We start from the raw sequence: 16,819 nt of genomic DNA, 5'->3' as shown, positions 1-16,819 counted from the left end.
GGCGTTACTCCATCATCTTTTCAATCGGTAGCACCAGAATCGAGCTGGCGCCGAGCGCTTTCAGTTTTTCCATGGTTTCCCAGAACAGGGTTTCGCTGCTGACCATGTGCATCGCCACGCGATTCTGCGCGCCGGCCAGCGGCAGAATGGTCGGGCGTTCGGCGCCCGGCAGCAGCGCGACGATCTCGTCCAGCTTCTCGCTCGGCGCGTGCAGCATGATGTATTTGGATTCGCGCGCCTGGATCACGCCCTGAATGCGGGTCATCAGGCGGTCAATCAGCTGCTGTTTGGCTTCAGGCATTTCGCCGTCGCGCTGGATCAAGCAAGCTTTGGAGCGGTAGATCACCTCCACTTCGCGCAGGCCGTTGGCCTCCAGCGTGGCGCCGGTAGAGACCAGATCGCAGATGGCGTCGGCCAGGCCGGCGCGCGGCGCGACTTCCACCGAGCCGTTCAGCAGGCAAGATTTGAAGCGCACGCCTTGTTTGTCGAGGTATTGCTTCAGCAGGTGCGGATAAGAGGTGGCGATGCGGGCGTCCTGCAGGCTTTGCGGGCCGGCGTATTCGGCGTCGAGTGGGGTGGCCAACGACAGGCGGCAGCCGCCGAAATCGAGGCGGCGCAGGGTGAAGTAACGCGGGTCTTCACCCTGGGCGCGGCGGCTGAGCAGCTCTTCTTCCAGCACGTTCTCGCCGATGATGCCCAGATCGACCACGCCGTCCATCACCAGGCCCGGGATGTCGTCGTCGCGCACGCGCAGGATATCGATCGGCATGTTTTCGGCGAAGGCGATCAGACGCTGCTGCTGCAGGTTGATCTTGATGCCGCAGCGTGCCAGCAGTTCCTGGGATTCATCGCTCAGGCGGCCCGACTTCTGCATTGCGATCCGTAAACGTGTCTTGTCCAGCATGGTAACCTCTGTTTAATCTGTAATTTTATGAATTTATTGTAAAAAACTTTCTTTTCTGTCTGTCCGGAGCCAAAAAAAAACCCTCGGAAGAAATCTTCCGAGGGCTCTCTCTTGCGTTCTGCGCGCCACTGGAAGATTAACAAACCGTCTTCCAGCACACATCGCCTGAAAGACTAGTCAGGGTGATGGTGATGATGGTGGTTGAACTGAACGCGTGTCATGGTGTTTTTCTCTAATCAAAAGCCGGTAAAAACCGTATGCCAATTAAGCTAAACTATCCGCTGTCCACCGTGCAACCCTTTTTTAACGTCATAAATTTAATTTATTGAAACAGGTTGAGTTATTAGCCACACACGGCTTTACCTAACCTTAAGCCGGGCAGATTGTATCGCCGTGTACAGTGGCGTAGCCTTAGGGGCAGGGCGCTGCGATCTTCAGGAGAGGAAGAGGATGAAAAAGGTAGCCATTATTGGTTTAGGTTGGCTGGGCATGCCGTTGGCGTTATCGCTGATGGGCCGCGGGTATGATGTGGTCGGCAGCAAAACCACGCCGGACGGCGTCGAGGCCGCGCGCATGAGCGGCATTGAATGCTATCAACTGGAGCTGACGCCGGAGCTGGTGTGCGATCCGGACGATCTGGAATCGCTGCTGCGTGTGGATGCGCTGGTGGTGACGCTGCCCGCTCGCCGTACCGTCGAAGGCAGCGAGAATTATTTCAATGCGGTGCGCATGCTGGTGGACAGCGCGATGGCCTTTGGCGTGCCGCGGGTGATCTTTACCAGTTCCACCTCGGTGTACGGCGAAACTGCCGGCACGCTGCGCGAAGAGTCGCCGCTGCGGCCGGTCTCGCCGTCGGGCCGGGTGTTGGCCGAGCTGGAGCGCTGGCTGCATGAATTGCCGAACACCTCGGTGGACATTCTGCGGCTGGCGGGGCTGGTGGGCGCCGATCGTCACCCCGGCCGCTTCCTGGCGGGCAAACTCGACGTGAAGGGCGGGTCGCAGGGGGTGAATCTGGTGCACCAGGACGACGTCATCGCCGCCATCCAACTGCTGCTGAAGCTGCCGAGGGGCGGTCACGTGTACAACCTGTGCGCGCCGCATCATCCGGCCAAACGCGAATTTTATCCTGCGCTGGCCGAACAGCTGCACCTGGCGCCGCCGCAGTTCGCCGACGAAGCGGATCAGGATGAGCGGCTGGTGGACGGCAACCGCATCTGCAACGAGCTGGGTTTTGAGTACCAGTATCCCGATCCGGCGCGTATGCCGGTCAGTTAAGGCGGCATACGTTGTTTAAAGCGGGAAAAGGTGGCTCGTCACAAAGTCGACGAACAGCCTGATTTTGACTGACAGGTGGCGGCCCGACGGCCAGAGGACATGAAAAACCATGTTCTCGCGGTCGTAGTCATCCAAAACCGTCACCAGGCTGCCCTGTTCCAGCTGTCTGCGCACGGCGATCTCCGGCAAATAAGCGATGCCCAGCCCTTGTTCGGCGAAGCATACCTGCGGATCGAGGGTATTTGTCACCATGCTGGCCGGCCGTTCGGGGATCATCTCCGTCTTGTCTCCCAGCGGCCAGACATCCAGTTTGCCGGTGCTGGGAAAGCGATAATGCAAACGGGCATGGCTTGTCAGATCCTCGGGCTTGCGCGGCATACCCACTTTGCTGAAATAACCCGGGGCGCCAACGAAAACCTTGCGGCAGGTACCCAGCCGGCGGGCAACCAGCCGTGAATCGCTCGGGGTTCCGCTGCGGATAACGGCATCGAAACCTTCCTCAATCACGTCAACCAGCCGATCCGAATAATCAATATCCAGCTCGATCTCAGGATAGCGGCGCTTGAAGTCCCCCAGTTTTGGCATGAAAAGCGTGCCCAGCGACGGGAGACTGATGCGCAGCTTGCCCTGAGGTGTTCCCCGCGTTTGCAACAGTTCGGCTTCCGCCTCTTTCACCTCACTCAAAATGCGTCGGCACCTTTCCAGAAACAAGGCCCCTTCCGGTGTCAGGTTGACCGTGCGGGTAGAGCGGTGAAACAGGCGCACGCTGAGTCGTTCCTCCAGCCGGGCGATGGTCTTGCTGACCGCCGAGGCGGAGATCCCCAGCTGTTGCCCGGCCGCCGTGAAACTTCGGCTTTCACTGACCCGCACGAAAACGTCGAGAGAACCCAGACTTTCCATAGGCTTCCATTCTATTGATGAACTTTATGTCATGAGTGTTGTTCACTTTAGCCTGTTTTTCTTTTATCAGCGAGTGGGCAGCATGATGCAAACGTCATCCGCGATGGGCGGAAACATCTTTGAATGGGGAGTGATTAATGAATCAAACGACGATATCTGCGCCTGCCGAGGGCATCGATCGGTTGCCGCTGGGCGGCCTGCTGGCGTTGGCGATGGCCGCTTTTATCACGCTGCTGACCGAGATCATGCCGGCGGGCGTGCTGTCTTCGATCGCGGGCGATTTGAACGTATCTGAAAGCCTGGCGGGGCAGTTCATCACCGCCTATGCGGTGGGCGCGTTGGTCGCCGCTATTCCGCTCACCGCATTGACGCAGGGCATGCGGCGCCGCCCCTTGCTGTTGAGCGCGATCGGCGGTTTTGCCATCGTTAACCTCGTCACGGCGCTGTCGAACGATTATCACGTCTCATTGGCGACGCGTTTCTTCGCCGGCGTTTTCGGCGGCATCGTTTGGTCCTTGCTGGCCGGTTATGCGGTGCGCATGTCACCGGCCCACCTTGGCGGCCGCGCTATTGCGATCTCCGGCGCCGGCGCCACTTTGGCGTTGGTGCTTGGCGTACCGCTCGGCACGTTGCTTGGCCGAGCCATCGGCTGGCAGGGCGCCTTTGGTCTGATGACGTTGATGGCGCTGGTGCTCGTGGTGTGGATCATCGCCATCGTGCCGGATTTCCCCGGCCAGGCTAAGGCGCATCGGCCGTCTCTGAGCGGCGTATTCTTGCAACGGGGGATCCGCGCCGTGCTGTTCGTGGTGTTCACCTTTATCGTTGCCCATAACATTCTGTATATCTACCTGGAGCCTTTTCTCAAGCCGTCGGGGTTGTCCGAGCGGGTTGATATCGTTCTGTTTATCTTCGGGCTGGGCGCGATTGCCGGATTGGGCGTCGCCGGGATGCTGGTCGATCGGCGAGTCCAATCTCTTACGGTGATGAGTATCGTCATCTTTGCTCTCGCTGCCGTGCTGCTGGGGAGTGGGGGACGGATGATCCCGATGGTCTATCTCTCCGTGGCTTGTTGGGGCTTGGCTTTCGGCGGTTTCGCCACCCTCACGCAGACGGCATTGTCACGCCTTTCCGGTCGCGCGGCCGACGTGGCGCAGTCCATGTATACGACGGGCTGGAATACCGCCGTGGCAGCCGGTGGCGCGGTCGGCGGCATGTTGCTCGACAAGGGCGGGGCGCCCTCTTTCGCCTGGGCCATCATCGGATTACTCGTCCTGTCTTTAACCGGCACGCTGTTTGCCATGAATCGGGCGCTGGCCTCTCAGCGATGAGGTGATGGGCGTGCGGCGCGCGCCAAATCCTCCAGCAGCGCGTTCAGCGCCTCGTCGGGCTGGACGGGGCGGCTGACCAGGCTGAGCGTGGCGCGGTATGAGAGCGCCGTACCGCCCAACTGCCGAAGCAGCCCCTGTTCCACCCAACGCGCCGCGTAGTGGGTGGGCAAATAGCCGAGACAGGTGCCGCTCAGCACCAGATGGGCGACGCTTTCCATATGGTTGGCCACCGCGGCCAGATGCGGCGGCGCGATCGGGCACAGCTGCTGCGCCAGCAGGTAGCCGCGCTTGACCCAGCGCGCGTTTTCAATCTGCTCGCGCCCCGGTTCTTCTACCGCGAACAGCGGGTGATCCCTACTGCAGTAGATCGCCTGCGTCTCCTCCAGCCACGGCTGATAACGCAACGCCTCCAGCTGCTGGCCGAAGTAGCCGATGCCCAGATCGAGCTGCCGGTGCAGCAACCCTTGTTCAATCTCGTTCGGCGAACAGATGCGGCACTGCAATTGCACGTCCTGATGTCGGCGTTGGAAGTGTTGGATGGCCTGACTGAACGGATTGCCCGGCAGCGAAACCAGATTATCAACCAGACCGATCTGCAGATCGCCGGTCAGCAGGCCGTTCAGCGACTGGCTGACCCGGGTGAAGTCGCGGGCGGCGTTGAACAGCGAGCGGCAGGCGATCAGCATGCGTTCGCCCTTGGGCGTCAGCCGGAAGCCGGAGCGGCCGCGTTGACACAGGCGAAAACCCAGCCGGGTTTCCAGCGAGGCCAGGTGGGTGCTGATGGTGGATTGGTTCATCAACAGCGCTTCCTGTGCGGCGCTGACGCCCTGGGCTTCCGCCACCGCGACGAACACCCGCAGCAGTTTCAGATCGATATCGCTTAGGTTGGTGAGCATCGCTCCCTCCGCAGAACGTCGGCCGGTTAACCCATTTTTAACATCGAAGAAATAGGTGCGGCGCTGAAGATATGGTCTTCCTTATGGCATGAATTTGAAATAAAAATCAATACTTCAATAGGTTAGTTGCATCGCGTTTTCCGATGTTTACATGCAAAAGCGGGAATGGTAGCCGAGGCGGCCAACGGGGTAGTCTGCGAATGTTGCTCAAATGTTTCAATTCATCGCAGATCAAGACAAGGATACGCCATGCTGAACCAACCCCAAAGCGGTAACGACATGCCGCGCTTTGCCGGTATTCCCACCATGATGCGCCTGCCCGCCGCCGAACAGGCGCACGGTCTGGACGCCGCCTTTGTCGGCATTCCGCTGGATATCGGCACCTCCAACCGCAGTGGCACCCGCTATGGCCCGCGCCAGATCCGCCAGGAATCGGTGATGATCCGTCCCTACAACATGGGCACCGGTTCCGCCCCGTTCGAACGGCTGCAGGTGGCCGATCTGGGGGATGTCGCCATCAACCCTTACAGCCTGGCGGACAGCGTGCAGCGCATCGAGGCGGCTTATCACGAGATCCTGGCACACGGCTGCATGCCGTTGACGCTCGGCGGCGACCACACCCTGACGCTGCCGGTGCTGCGCGCCGTCGCCCGCCGACATGGCCCGGTCGGGCTGATCCACGTCGATGCGCATTCCGATACCAATGAGGAGATGTTCGGCGAACAGCTGGCGCACGGCACCACCTTCCGCCGGGCGTTTGAGGAGGGGCTGCTGGCGCCCGAAAAGGTGGTGCAGATTGGCCTGCGCGGCAGCGGCTATGCGGCGGATGACTTCGATTGGTCACGGCGCCAGGGCTTCCGCGTGGTGCCGGCCGAGGCCTGCTGGCACCGGTCGCTGACGCCGCTGATGGCGGAGATCCGCGAGCAGATGGGCGATGCGCCGGTTTACCTCAGCTTCGATATTGACGGGTTGGATCCGGCCTTTGCGCCGGGTACCGGCACGCCGGAGGTCGGCGGGCTGTCGGTTTGGCAGGGGCTGGAGATCGTACGCGGTTGCCGCGGGCTGAACCTGGTGGGCGGCGATGTGGTGGAAGTGTCGCCGCCTTACGATCGCTCCGGTAACACGGCGCTGCTGGCCGCCAACCTGCTGTTTGAAATGTTGTGCGTGCTGCCGGCCCGCTGAGGCCGGCGTACTGACCCTACCGGCGGAGCGGTTGCGTCGGGCCCCCTGATAACAATAACAACGGAGTGGAGGTACCCATGAATCTCGATCTGCTGGTTGTGGTGATTTACTTTCTGGTGATAGGCGCGGTGGGATGGATGGGCATTCACCGCGCCAATTCCAAAGAGGCGTATCTGGTGGCCGGGCGCAACCTGGGGCCGGGGCTGTATCTGGGCACGCTGTCGGCGGTGGTGCTCGGCGGCGCGTCGACCATCGGCAGCGTCAAGCTCGGCTACACCTACGGCATCTCCGGTGTCTGGCTGTGCGGCGCGCTCGGGCTGGGCATCGTGGTGTTGAGCCTGGCGCTGGCCAAGCCGCTGCTCAAACTGAAGCTGTATACCGTCAGCCAGGTGCTGTCGCGGCGTTATCACCCGGCCGCGCGGGTCACCAGCGGCGCGATCATGCTGGCGTATGACCTGATGGTGGCGGTGACCTCGATCATCGCCATCGGCAGCGTGATGCAGGTGATGTTCGGCCTGTCGTTCAGCGCGTCTATCCTGCTTGGCGGCGGGCTGGTGGTGCTGTATTCAACGCTGGGGGGCATGTGGTCGCTGACGCTGACCGACATCATTCAGTTCATCATCATGACCGTCGGCATGATGCTGGTGCTGATGCCGATGAGCATCGTCAAGGCCGGCGGCTGGGAGGCGTTCACCAGCCTGCTGCCCGCCGGTTACTACCAGCTGTCGTCGATCGGGCTGGACACCATTCTGGTGTTCTTCCTGATCTACTTCTTCGGCATTCTGATCGGCCAGGACATCTGGCAGCGGGTGTTCACCGCCCGCAGCGCCAATGTGGCGCGCTTCGCCGGGCTGGGCGCGGGCGTCTATTGCGTGCTGTACGGCGTGACCGGCGCGCTGATCGGCATGGCCGGCAAGATCGTGCTGCCGTCGCTCAGCAACACCGACGGCGCCTTCGCCGCTATCGCGCAGGCGGTGTTGCCGGTCGGCGTCAGCGGGCTGGTGGCCGCCGCGGCGTTGGCGGCGCTGATGTCTACCGCCAGCGCCTGCTTGCTGGCGTCTTCCACTATCGCGCTGGAGGACGTATTGCCGGCCATCCGCCGCAAACCTTCCGGCGGGCTGGCCGCCGGGCGCTTCACCACGCTTTTCATGGGTGTGGTCATGCTGGGGCTGGCGTTTGTGGTGCGCGACGTGCTGGCGGCGCTGACGCTGGCTTACAACCTGTTGGTGGGGGGCATGTTGATCCCGTTGGTGGGGGCGATCTTCTGGCCGCGCGCTACCAGCGCCGGCGCGATTGCCAGCATGCTGACCGGCAGCCTGTGTGTGGTAGGGCTGATGATCTGGCACGGCATCGATGCCAACAGCCCGATCTACGGCGGTCTGCTGGGCGGCGGCGTCGCCTTCGTGTTGGGCAGCCTGTTGAGCCGCCCGGCAGCGCAGCTGCAGCCGCAAACCGAGCGTTGAAACGACGAGGTGGGACATGAACAATCGCAATGTGGCGTCACGCCCAAAAATTGAAGTGCGCTCGATAGACTATGTGCCCCGTCACGAGCGGCATGGCAAGGTTTGGCATCAGGCGCCGTTTTGGTTTACCGGTAATTTCGTTTTGACGACGATGGTGGTCGGTTTCAGCGGCCCGGCGTTGGGGTTGGGCGCGCTTTATTCGATGCTGGCCATTGCCGTCGGCGTGGGGGTCGGCACGTTCTTCATGGCGTGTCATGCCAATCAGGGGCCGCGCATGGGGCTGCCGCAGATGATCCAGTCACGGGCCCAATTCGGCCTGCGTGGCGCCATCGTTCCCTTTGCCGCCGTGGTGTTTGTTTACATCGGTTTCAATGTGTTCAACGTTATTCTCGCGACCGATGCGATCAACACGGTGTTGCCGGGCCACCGTCTGCCTTGGTATGCGTTGCTGATCGCGGTGGCCGTGCTGTTGGCGATCGTCGGCCATGACATGCTGCATGCGGTGCAGCGCTGGCTGACCTATGTGATGATGGCAGTGTTCGGCGTGCTGACGGTCGGCGCCGTGTTGTCGCTGCGGATGGACGCCGTCGTCGGCGCCGGGCATTTTTCGTGGGCGGCCTTTTTGATTCAGCTGTCGGCCGCCGCCGGCTATCAAATCAGCTATGCAGTGTACGTTTCCGACTACTCGCGTTATTTACCGCATGAAACGCCGTCGGCCAACGTGATCTTTTGGACTTACCTGGGGGCGGCCGGATCGGCGCTTTGGCTGATGTCGCTGGGCGCGTTTCTGGCTTCAGCCTTACCGGCCCCCGATGCGATCGGCAGCGTACAGGCGGTGGGTAATGCCGTCTATCCTGGGTTTGGTACGTTGGCCGTGCTGATCGCCGTGCCCTCGCTGGTCGGTATCATGGCGGTCAACTGTTATGGCGCAATGCTGACCAGCCTCAGCGCGATTGACGCGTTCCGTAAAGTGACGCCAACGTTGAAATTACGCATGGCCGGCATTGGCGTCGTCGCTATGACGGTGTTTGCGGTGGCGTTGGCCATCCCGGCGAGCTATCTCGCCAGCTTCAATACCTTCGTACTGCTGATGCTGTATTTTCTGGTGCCCTGGACGGCGGTGAACCTGATGGACTTTTACGTGGTGCGCGGCGGGCATTACGCGATAGGTGAAATCTTCAACCCGTCGGGGATCTACGGCCGCTGGGGCGGCTCCGGTCTGACGGCTTACGCGGTCGGTCTGCTGGCGATGGTGCCGTTCATGACGTTGGGCTTTTACACCGGTCCCTTTGCTGTTTTACTGGGTGGCGCGGATATCGCTTTTCTGATCGGCCTGCTGGTGGCCGGGAGCGTTTATGTCGTAATGTGCCGTAAGCTCGATCTTGAAGCCGAACGGCGGGTGGCGTTGCGCTGCGAGGGGTTATTGGAAGGAGAACCGGAGTGAAGGAAAAAATCAGCGTCGCATGCTGCCAGTTAGCGTTGCGGGTAGGGGAAGCGGAGCACAATCGGGCGCTGTCCGCCCAGGCTATCCGCCGGGCGGCGCAGCACGGCGCCAACGTCATCGTGTTACCGGAGTTGGTGAACAGCGGCTACGTGCTGCGCGATAAGGCGGAGGCGCTGGCGTTGGCCGAGGCCGAAGACGGGCCTAGCCTCAGCCTGTGGGGGGGACTGGCGCGTGAGCTGGATGTGGCGATCGTCGCCGGTTTCTGCGAGCGCCTGCCCGAGGGTGAGGTGGCCAACAGCGCGGCATTGATCGATGCGCAGGGGGTGAGGGCGATTTATCGCAAGGCCCACCTGTGGCATGAAGAGAGCACGATCTTTACCGCCGGCGATCGGCCACCGCCGGTCGTCGAGACCCACTTTGGCCGCTTGGCGGTGATGATCTGTTACGATCTCGAATTCCCTGAGTGGGTGCGGCTGCCGGCGTTGGCCGGTGCTCAACTGCTGTGCGCGCCGGTCAACTGGCCGCTGGCGCCGCGCCCGCAGGGTGAACGGCCGGCGGAGATGGTGAAGACGCAGGCCAACGCCGCCGTCAATCGGCTGTTCATCGCGGTGTGCGATCGCTGCGAAACGGAGCGCGGCGTTGCGTGGATCGGCGGATCGGTGATCGTCGACGCCGATGGTTATCCGTTGACGCAGAGCCTGGAGGGCGAAGGCATGGTGCTGGCATCGATGGATCTCGGCACAGCCGATGACAAGCACATTGGCCGCCACAATCACGTGCATCGCGATCGGCGGCCGATGCTGTATTGAAGCGGCGGGGCGGTCGGTGGACCCGGCTGCCCCGCAGAGCGTCTTTGCCGGCGGGAAAAGCCGCCGTTTGGGCGCTACAGCCAGCCCGATTTCTTCAGCTTCTGATACAGGAAAATGCAGCCGACGGCGGTCACTCCCAGCGTGGCGTGGTAGGCCCACGGGAACTTCAGCTCCGGCATATCGGCGAAGTTCATGCCGTACAGGCTGAAGACCACCGTCGGGATGGCCAAAATCGCCCCCCAGCCCGCCAGCCGTTTCACCACTTCGTTCTGTTTGACCGTCACCAGCGCCAGGTTGACGTGCATGGCGTTGGTCAGCATTTCGCGCATGTCGTCGATGTTGCTGACCACTTGATGCGCGTGATCCTGCACGTCGCGCACGTAGGCGCGCAGCTCTTTCGGGATCACCTCTTCGTGCAGGCGGATCAGCTGATTGCAGATTTCATCCATCGGCAGCGCGGCGTTGCGCAGCGCCAGCAGGTGGCGGCGCAGGGTATAGACGTTCTCGATCGCCGCCTGATCGAACTCCGACTGGAACATGTTGGCTTCGATGTTCTCGATGGTGCTCTCGAAGCGCGTCACCACGCTGCGGTAGTTATCCACTACGAAGTCCAACACCGAATAGAGGGCAAAGCCCGGCCCGCGGCACATCTGCTTGTGGTTCTCTTCCGCCTTGGCGCGGATCGGCGCGTAGCTGGGCGAGGCGCCGTGGCGCACCGTCACCAGAAAGTTTTTGCCGACGAAGAAGTGGGTTTCGCCGTATTCGATTTCGTCGTGTTCGCCCCACTGCGCGGTTTTCACCACGATGAACAGCGAGTCGCCGTAGGTTTCCAGCTTCGGCCGCTGATGCGCGCACAGCGCGTCTTCGATCGCCAGATCGTGCAGGCCAAACTCCTCCTGCACCTTGCGCATAAACGCCGGCTCCGGCTGCCGCAGCCCCAGCCAGACGAAGGTGTCCGGCTGTTTGACCACCTCGCTGATATCGTCGATGGTCACTTCGCCCAGCCGTTGGCCGGCTTTGTACGCTACACAGTTCACCACCATGCTTTTGCTGTCCATCCGTCCATCCATTAATCAGTCAGGGTTTTGGTGAGAAAATAACACTCATGTTCCACCGGATAATCTTTCAGCGTCATTTGCAACTGATAGCCGAGTTTTTCGTAGAACGGCCGCGCCTGGAAGCTGAAGGTATCCAGGCGAGCGTAGCGGCAGCCGCGCGCCTGCGCCTCGCGTTCGGCGGCGCGCATCAACCGGCCGCCGAGGCCGCTGCCGCGCTGGGTATCCGCCACCCACAGCCACTCGACGCTCAGCCAGTTGCCCCAGGTTTCGGCGGTCAGGCCGCCGATCACCGTACCGGCTTCGTCGCGCGCATAGACGCTGAGCGGCTTGCGGTGGCTGGCGTCGATATGCGGCAGGTTGTAAGCGCGCAGCCCTTGCCTGATCGCATCGAGGGTTTGTTCGTCAATCGCGTCGGTAACGGTAATGTCCATTTTTCCTCCTGGGTGATGCGTTAACTTAAGCACACTACGGCCAAAAGGCAACCTATTGAAATGTAATGCAAACGACCACATCCGCTGAGTGGGCTACACTAAACGGGTCATTTCACCCCAGGAGGACACCATGCCCCGATTGACTCTGCTGGCCGGTTTGCTGCTGTGCAGCGGCCTGCTGCACGCCGCGCCGACGGTCAGCCAACTGCAGGACGGCCTGGAACACCCCTGGTCGCTGGCCTTCTTGCCGGCGGATCAAGGCCTGCTTATCACCGAACGGCCCGGTCGGCTGCGGCTATGGCAGCCGGGCAAAGGCCTGTCGGCACCGATCGCCGGCGTGCCGCAGGTCTACGCCGAGGGGCAGGGCGGCCTGCTGGAGGTGTTGCCGGCCCCCGACTTCGCCGCCAGCCGCCGGGTGTACCTCAGCTTCGCCGAACCGGGTGACGGCGGCAAAGCCGGCACGGCGGTCGGCTACGGCCGTTTGAGCGACGACGGCGCGCGGCTGGAAAACTTCAAGGTGATCTTCCGCCAGCTGCCCAAGCTGTCGGTCGGCAATCACTTCGGCGGCAAGCTGGCGTTCGACCGGCAGGGCTACCTGTTTATCGCGCTGGGCGAAAACAACCAGCGGCCGACGGCGCAGGAGACTGACAAGCTGCAGGGCAAGCTGGTGCGGCTGACCGCCGAGGGCGTGGTACCGCCGGACAATCCCTGGGTCGGCCAGGCCGGCAAACGGCCGGAGGTCTGGTCTTACGGCCACCGCAATCCGCAAGGGCTGGCGTTGAACCCGTGGAGCGGCGCGATCTGGGAACACGAGCACGGCCCGCGCGGCGGCGATGAGCTCAACATCCCGCTGCCGGGTAAAAACTACGGCTGGCCGCTGGCCACCTACGGCATCAACTATTCCGGCCAGCCGATCCCGGAGGCGAAAGGAGAGCGGGTGCCCGGCACCGAACAACCGCTGCACTATTGGCGAGTCTCGCCCGGCCTCAGCGGCATGGCGTTCTATGACGGGCAGCGCTTCCCTGCCTGGCGTCACTCGCTGTTCATCGGCGCGCTGGCGCAAAAGGAACTGATTCGCCTGACGCTGGAGGGTGACAAAGTGGTGGCGGAAGAGCGGCTGCTGGGCGATCGCGGCGAACGCATTCGCGAGGTGCGCAGCGGGCCGGATGGCTACCTGTATCTGTTGACGGACGAACGGGACGGCAAGCTGCTGAAGGTCGGGGCGTCGTAACGCCCCGCACGCATCAGGTGAGCTCGCTCATCACGCCGCGCTGATAGGCCGGGCGAGCGCGCAGTTGCTGATACCAGCGCTCCATGTTCGGCCGTGGGCGGCGGGCGATCGGCATCTCGAACCAGCCGTAGGCGAAGCTGCCGAGCGGGATATCGCCGAAGCCGAACGCGTCGCCGGAGAGGTAAGGCTGGTGCGCCAACGTCTGTTCAATGATATCGAAGTGTTTTTCCAGCGTGGCGATCGCCGCTTCTATTTTCGCCATGTCGCGCAGCTCCGGCGCGGTGCGGATCAGGCCCCAAAAGACGATGGTGAAGGCCGGAACGATGGTTGAGGTGGTCCAGTCCATCCATTTCTCGGCGGCGGCGCGCGCCTGCAGATCTTGCGGATAGAACGTCGCGTCGCCGAATTTCGCCGCCAGGTAGCGCACGATAGTGTTGGACTCCCACAGCACGAAGTCATCGTCCTGCAGCAGCGGCACCAGGCCGTTCGGGTTCAACGCGCGGTAACTCTCTTCGTTGACCTTGCCGAACGCGCCGCCGGCGTTGATGTGGGTATAGCTCAGCCCCAGTTCGGCGGCGCACCACAGCACCTTCCTGACGTTGTTCGAATTCTCACGACCCCAAATGGTCAGCATGGGATAACTCCGTTAGCGGATTAAAGACCCTTAATACCTACGCCACAATGCGCTTTTTGTCACACCGCAGGGCATTTTTTGTCTGCCGATCAACGCTCCCAGCGGCACACTTCCCAGCCGTGCTCCGCCGCTAGCGCGCTCAGTTCGCTGTCGGGGTTGATCACCGTGGCGCTGTCGACGAATTGCAGCATCGCCTTGTCGTTGAGAGAGTCGCTGTAGCCGTGGCTGTGCTCGAACTTCAGGTGCGGATGCTGCGCAAGCCAGTGCTGCAGGCGGATCACCTTGCCCTGTTGGTAGGTCATGGTGCCGTAGGTGTGGCCGGTGAAGCGACCGTCGCTGATTTCCACGCCGATTGCCAGCGCATCGTCGGCGCCGAGCTGTTCGGCGATCGGCGCCACCAGGTGCTCGCCGGTGGCGGAGATCACCAGGATGCAGTCGCCGCGTTCGCGGTGCCACTGCAGGCGCTCACGGGCGGCGGGATAGACGCGCGGCAGGATATCGCGGCGAATGTAGCGTTGCACCCAGCCGGCCACGGTTTGCACGCTCAGGCCGGTCAGCGGCGCCAGCGTGGCCTGCATGTAGTCCTCCATCGACAGCTTGCCCTGATAATAGAGCTGCATCAGCTGCTGCTCCTGCAGTTCCAGCTCCGCCGGCGCGAAGCCCTGGCCGACCAGCCAGCGGATCCACAGGCTGGCGCTGTCATCGTCAATCAGGGTTTCATCCAGGTCGAATAAGGCTAAATCCATCAGTATTTCTCCGGCAGGCAGGGTATGAAGTCGTTTACAGGATAGCGGATAGCGCCCATCGCCAGCCAGCGGCGTCGGCGAAATTGCGCAGAGCATAAGAAACATTGATGACGGTTTTGCGACAGTTTGTTGAACGTTTGCATAACTTAGAACGCAACAATATTGGCCGCTCCGGCGAGCGCGGTGATAACTATGGGGCAAATGCAGCTACCCGCTGGGGAGTGACAATGTTGATTATTCGTCTGTATGGCAGCCCGATCGTGATCGGGGAAGAAGAGGAACCGCATGATGACGCATCTGACGACGCTGAAGACGCTGCCGCTGCTGGATCTTTCGCAGCTTGACGGTGATGCGCGCCAGCGGCACGCCTTTCTCGACGATTTGCGCGCGGCGGCCCGCGACGTCGGTTTTTTCTATCTGCGTGGGCACGGCGTAGACGGCGCGTTGAATGCGCGACTGCAGCACGCCGCGCGGCAATTTTTCGCCCTGCCGGAAGCCGACAAGCTGGCGGTGCAGATGGTGCATTCGCCGCACTTTCGCGGTTACAACCGGGCGGCGGCGGAGCTCACGCGCGGGCAGCCTGACTGGCGCGAGCAGTTCGATATCGGCGCCGAACGCCCGGCGCTGACGTTGTCTGACGACACGCCACGCTGGGCACGCCTGCAGGGGCCAAACCAGTGGCCGGCAGCGCTACCGACGTTGAAACCGCTGCTGCTGCAGTGGCAACAGGCGATGACCGCCATGTCGCTGCGGCTGCTGCGCGCTTTCGCTTTGGCGCTGTCGCTGCCGGAGCAGGCGTTCGATCGCTTGTACGGCGAGAAGCCCAACGAGCACATCAAACTGATCCGCTATCCGGGGCGGGAGGCTACCGGCAGCGCACAGGGCGTTGGCGCACACAAGGACTCCGGGTTTCTCAGCTTCCTGCTGCAGGACGCGCAAAAAGGGCTGCAGGTGGAGGTGAGCGAAGGGCGGTGGATAGACGCGCAGCCGCATGAAGACACTTTCGTGGTGAACATCGGCGAGCTGCTGGAGCTGGCGACCAACGGCTATCTGCGCGCCACGGTGCACCGGGTGGAGACGCCGCCGGCGGGGCGCGACAGGTTGTCGATCGCGTTCTTCCTCGGCGCACGGCTGGACGCGGTGGTGCCGCTGTATCAACTGCCGCCGCCGCTGGGGGCGCAGGCTCGGGGCCCGGCCAGCGATCCGCTCAACCCGCTGCTGCGCGACGTGGGGTATAACTACCTGAAAGGTCGCATCCGTTCCCACCCCGATGTGGCACAGCGCTTTTATCGGGACGTCATCGGCGTCTGAACATCAGGCACAAAAAAGCCCGGCGCGCCGGCCGGGCTGATGGCGATTGATTCAGGCGATTATTCCGCCAGCGCCTGCTGCAGATCGGCGATCAGATCTTCCACATCCTCAATCCCTACCGACAGGCGCACCAGCTGCGGCGTGATGCCGGTTGCCAGGCGCTGTTCCAGCGGAATGGAGGCGTGCGTCATGCTGAACGGCTGGCTAATCAGGCTTTCCACGCCGCCCAGGCTTTCCGCCAGGGTGAACAGGCGCGAACGCTGGATGACCCGACGCGCATAGGCGTCGTCGCCTTTCAGCCGTACCGAGATCATGCCGCCGAAGCGCGTCATCTGGCGTGCCGCCAGCTCATGCTGCGGATGGCTCGGCAGGCCAGGGTAATAGACGTTTTCCACCTGCGGCTGGCTCTCCAGCCACTGGGCGATGCGCAGCGCGCTGTCGCTGTGGCGCTGCATGCGCAGTGCCAGAGTGCGAATGCCGCGCAGCGTCAGGAAGCTGCTGAACGGATCGAGAATGCCGCCGACCGCGTTTTGCAGGAAGCCGAGCTGTTCCGCCAGCGCCGGGTTATCCCCCACCGCCGCGACGCCCGCCACCACGTCGGAGTGGCCGTTGAGGTATTTGGTGGCGGAGTGCACCACCACGTCAAAACCCAGATCCAGCGGACGTTGCAGATACGGCGAGGCGAAGGTGTTGTCCGCCACGCTGATGAGCTGATGCTTTTTGGCGATCGCGGCGATGGCGCTCAGATCCGCCAGCTTGAGCAGAGGGTTGGTCGGCGTTTCGACCCAGATCATTTTGGTATCCGGTTCGATCGCCTGTTCCAGCCCGGCGAGATCCGCCGGCGACACGTAAGTCACGCGCAGGCCGGCGGTGCGACTGCGCACTTTTTCCAGCAGGCGATAGGTGCCGCCGTACAGGTCGTCTACCGCGATCAGGTGGCTGTCTTTATCGAGCAGCTCCAGCACCGTGGAGCAGGCCGCCAGACCGGAGGCGAAGGCGTAGCCGCGGCTGCCGCCTTCCAGTTCGGCGATGGCGCTTTCCAGCGCGGTGCGCGTCGGGTTGGCGCTGCGGGAGTATTCGTAGCCGGTATGCTCGCCCGGTGCCGGTTGGGCGTAGGTGGAGGTGGCGTAAATCGCCGGCATCACTGCGCCGGTCGCGTCCGGGGTGTAACCGGCGTGAACGGTCAACGTATCAAACTTGGCCATAA

18 protein-coding genes and 1 other annotated feature are annotated in these 16,819 nt (G+C 62.5%); of the genes, 9 read left to right on the top strand and 9 right to left on the bottom strand.

Going from position 1 to position 16,819, the window contains the following annotated elements:
- Positions 1 to 4: 4 nt before the first annotated feature.
- Complete coding sequence (gene hisG, locus BVU99_RS20140) at positions 5 to 904, bottom strand: ATP phosphoribosyltransferase (protein WP_015377256.1); 900 nt, start codon at positions 902 to 904, stop codon at positions 5 to 7.
- Positions 905 to 975: 71 nt separating this feature from the next.
- Positions 976 to 1,102 (bottom strand) — a sequence feature (His leader region).
- Positions 1,078 to 1,125 (bottom strand): his operon leader peptide, encoded by a 48-nt coding sequence (hisL, locus tag BVU99_RS25035; protein ID WP_100396937.1) that lies wholly within the window; start codon positions 1,123 to 1,125, stop codon positions 1,078 to 1,080. (Overlaps the previous feature by 25 nt.)
- 229 nt (positions 1,126 to 1,354) lie before the next feature.
- Between hisL and BVU99_RS20135 the strand changes: the two genes are divergently transcribed.
- The gene (locus BVU99_RS20135; RefSeq protein ID WP_043137858.1) at positions 1,355 to 2,179 is read left to right on the top strand and encodes an SDR family oxidoreductase; all 825 of its coding nucleotides are present in this window, start codon (positions 1,355 to 1,357) and stop codon (positions 2,177 to 2,179) included.
- 15 nt (positions 2,180 to 2,194) lie between these two features.
- On the opposite strand, the gene BVU99_RS20130 is transcribed toward BVU99_RS20135, so the two are convergent.
- Complete coding sequence (locus tag BVU99_RS20130; protein ID WP_043137856.1) at positions 2,195 to 3,079, bottom strand: LysR family transcriptional regulator; 885 nt, start codon at positions 3,077 to 3,079, stop codon at positions 2,195 to 2,197.
- 137 nt (positions 3,080 to 3,216) lie between these two features.
- On the opposite strand from BVU99_RS20130, the gene BVU99_RS20125 reads away from it, so the two are divergent.
- On the top strand, positions 3,217 to 4,407 hold the full coding sequence (locus BVU99_RS20125) for an MFS transporter (protein WP_025302194.1): 1,191 nt from the start codon (positions 3,217 to 3,219) through the stop codon (positions 4,405 to 4,407).
- Here the strand turns inward: BVU99_RS20125 and BVU99_RS20120 are convergent.
- Complete coding sequence (locus BVU99_RS20120) at positions 4,398 to 5,303, bottom strand: LysR family transcriptional regulator (RefSeq protein WP_099817578.1); 906 nt, start codon at positions 5,301 to 5,303, stop codon at positions 4,398 to 4,400. The two genes, BVU99_RS20125 and BVU99_RS20120, sit on opposite strands and share 10 nt — an antisense overlap.
- 249 nt (positions 5,304 to 5,552) lie before the next feature.
- Between BVU99_RS20120 and speB the strand changes: the two genes are divergently transcribed.
- The 4 genes from speB (at position 5,553) to BVU99_RS20100 (ending at position 10,201) form a co-directional block, all read left to right on the top strand.
- Positions 5,553 to 6,485, top strand: a complete 933-nt coding sequence (speB, locus tag BVU99_RS20115; protein WP_043137848.1) for an agmatinase — start codon at positions 5,553 to 5,555, stop codon at positions 6,483 to 6,485.
- 77 nt (positions 6,486 to 6,562) lie between these two features.
- Positions 6,563 to 7,948, top strand: coding sequence for a sodium:solute symporter (locus tag BVU99_RS20110; RefSeq protein ID WP_049205893.1), 1,386 nt, complete (start codon positions 6,563 to 6,565; stop codon positions 7,946 to 7,948).
- A 16-nt stretch (positions 7,949 to 7,964) separates the two neighbouring features.
- Positions 7,965 to 9,392, top strand: a complete 1,428-nt coding sequence (locus BVU99_RS20105) for a cytosine permease (RefSeq protein ID WP_099817577.1) — start codon at positions 7,965 to 7,967, stop codon at positions 9,390 to 9,392.
- Positions 9,389 to 10,201: a nitrilase-related carbon-nitrogen hydrolase gene (locus BVU99_RS20100; RefSeq protein ID WP_099817576.1), complete on the top strand. Its 813-nt coding sequence runs from the start codon at positions 9,389 to 9,391 to the stop codon at positions 10,199 to 10,201. The genes BVU99_RS20105 and BVU99_RS20100 overlap by 4 nt, the downstream gene beginning before the upstream one ends.
- A gap of 74 nt (positions 10,202 to 10,275) precedes the next feature.
- On the opposite strand, the gene BVU99_RS20095 is transcribed toward BVU99_RS20100, so the two are convergent.
- On the bottom strand, positions 10,276 to 11,259 hold the full coding sequence (locus BVU99_RS20095) for a magnesium and cobalt transport protein CorA (protein WP_025302200.1): 984 nt from the start codon (positions 11,257 to 11,259) through the stop codon (positions 10,276 to 10,278).
- A gap of 11 nt (positions 11,260 to 11,270) precedes the next feature.
- A complete protein-coding gene (locus tag BVU99_RS20090) occupies positions 11,271 to 11,690 on the bottom strand; it encodes a GNAT family N-acetyltransferase (RefSeq protein WP_025302201.1) in 420 nt (139 codons plus the stop codon).
- A gap of 130 nt (positions 11,691 to 11,820) precedes the next feature.
- Here BVU99_RS20090 and BVU99_RS20085 point away from each other — a divergent pair, with 130 nt between their 5' ends.
- Positions 11,821 to 12,921, top strand: a complete 1,101-nt coding sequence (locus BVU99_RS20085) for a PQQ-dependent sugar dehydrogenase (protein ID WP_099817575.1) — start codon at positions 11,821 to 11,823, stop codon at positions 12,919 to 12,921.
- A 13-nt stretch (positions 12,922 to 12,934) separates the two neighbouring features.
- On the opposite strand, the gene BVU99_RS20080 is transcribed toward BVU99_RS20085, so the two are convergent.
- Together BVU99_RS20080 and BVU99_RS20075 are read right to left on the bottom strand one after the other, a co-directional pair.
- Positions 12,935 to 13,555, bottom strand: coding sequence for a glutathione S-transferase (locus BVU99_RS20080; RefSeq protein WP_025302203.1), 621 nt, complete (start codon positions 13,553 to 13,555; stop codon positions 12,935 to 12,937).
- Positions 13,556 to 13,644: 89 nt separating this feature from the next.
- Positions 13,645 to 14,301: an HAD family hydrolase gene (locus tag BVU99_RS20075; protein ID WP_025302204.1), complete on the bottom strand. Its 657-nt coding sequence runs from the start codon at positions 14,299 to 14,301 to the stop codon at positions 13,645 to 13,647.
- A 107-nt stretch (positions 14,302 to 14,408) separates the two neighbouring features.
- On the opposite strand from BVU99_RS20075, the gene BVU99_RS20070 reads away from it, so the two are divergent.
- Entirely contained in the window at positions 14,409 to 14,645 is a 237-nt protein-coding gene (locus BVU99_RS20070) for a hypothetical protein (protein ID WP_072008235.1), read from the top strand.
- Complete coding sequence (locus BVU99_RS20065) at positions 14,590 to 15,612, top strand: isopenicillin N synthase family oxygenase (RefSeq protein WP_099817574.1); 1,023 nt, start codon at positions 14,590 to 14,592, stop codon at positions 15,610 to 15,612. The genes BVU99_RS20070 and BVU99_RS20065 overlap by 56 nt, the downstream gene beginning before the upstream one ends.
- A 59-nt stretch (positions 15,613 to 15,671) precedes the next feature.
- Here BVU99_RS20065 and BVU99_RS20060 read toward each other — a convergent pair whose 3' ends face one another.
- Complete coding sequence (locus BVU99_RS20060) at positions 15,672 to 16,817, bottom strand: PLP-dependent aspartate aminotransferase family protein (RefSeq protein ID WP_025302206.1); 1,146 nt, start codon at positions 16,815 to 16,817, stop codon at positions 15,672 to 15,674.
- Between the last annotated feature and the right edge of the window lie 2 nt (positions 16,818 to 16,819).

The organism is Serratia sp. OLAL2 (genome assembly GCF_002752475.1).
GTDB classification, from domain to species: domain Bacteria; phylum Pseudomonadota; class Gammaproteobacteria; order Enterobacterales; family Enterobacteriaceae; genus Serratia; species Serratia bockelmannii.
Note: the sequence above shows the minus strand (reverse complement) of the source record. Positions and strands in the feature narration are given on the sequence as shown.

Excerpts from the sequence above, each read along its gene's own strand:
- BVU99_RS20135 (WP_043137858.1), top strand. The coding sequence starts at position 1,355 with ATGAAAAAGGTAGCCATTATTGGTTTAGGTTGGCTGGGCATGCCGTTG.
- BVU99_RS20075 (WP_025302204.1), bottom strand. The coding sequence starts at position 14,301 with ATGGATTTAGCCTTATTCGACCTGGATGAAACCCTGATTGACGATGAC.
- BVU99_RS20080 (WP_025302203.1), bottom strand. The coding sequence starts at position 13,555 with ATGCTGACCATTTGGGGTCGTGAGAATTCGAACAACGTCAGGAAGGTG.
- BVU99_RS20130 (WP_043137856.1), bottom strand. The coding sequence starts at position 3,079 with ATGGAAAGTCTGGGTTCTCTCGACGTTTTCGTGCGGGTCAGTGAAAGC.
- BVU99_RS20095 (WP_025302200.1), bottom strand. The coding sequence starts at position 11,259 with ATGGACAGCAAAAGCATGGTGGTGAACTGTGTAGCGTACAAAGCCGGC.
- speB (WP_043137848.1), top strand. The coding sequence starts at position 5,553 with ATGCTGAACCAACCCCAAAGCGGTAACGACATGCCGCGCTTTGCCGGT.
- BVU99_RS20070 (WP_072008235.1), top strand. The coding sequence starts at position 14,409 with ATGACGGTTTTGCGACAGTTTGTTGAACGTTTGCATAACTTAGAACGC.
- BVU99_RS20090 (WP_025302201.1), bottom strand. The coding sequence starts at position 11,690 with ATGGACATTACCGTTACCGACGCGATTGACGAACAAACCCTCGATGCG.
- BVU99_RS20125 (WP_025302194.1), top strand. The coding sequence starts at position 3,217 with ATGAATCAAACGACGATATCTGCGCCTGCCGAGGGCATCGATCGGTTG.
- BVU99_RS20105 (WP_099817577.1), top strand. The coding sequence starts at position 7,965 with ATGAACAATCGCAATGTGGCGTCACGCCCAAAAATTGAAGTGCGCTCG.
- BVU99_RS20120 (WP_099817578.1), bottom strand. The coding sequence starts at position 5,303 with ATGCTCACCAACCTAAGCGATATCGATCTGAAACTGCTGCGGGTGTTC.
- hisG (WP_015377256.1), bottom strand. The coding sequence starts at position 904 with ATGCTGGACAAGACACGTTTACGGATCGCAATGCAGAAGTCGGGCCGC.
- BVU99_RS20065 (WP_099817574.1), top strand. The coding sequence starts at position 14,590 with ATGACGCATCTGACGACGCTGAAGACGCTGCCGCTGCTGGATCTTTCG.
- BVU99_RS20060 (WP_025302206.1), bottom strand. The coding sequence starts at position 16,817 with ATGGCCAAGTTTGATACGTTGACCGTTCACGCCGGTTACACCCCGGAC.
- BVU99_RS20085 (WP_099817575.1), top strand. The coding sequence starts at position 11,821 with ATGCCCCGATTGACTCTGCTGGCCGGTTTGCTGCTGTGCAGCGGCCTG.
- BVU99_RS20110 (WP_049205893.1), top strand. The coding sequence starts at position 6,563 with ATGAATCTCGATCTGCTGGTTGTGGTGATTTACTTTCTGGTGATAGGC.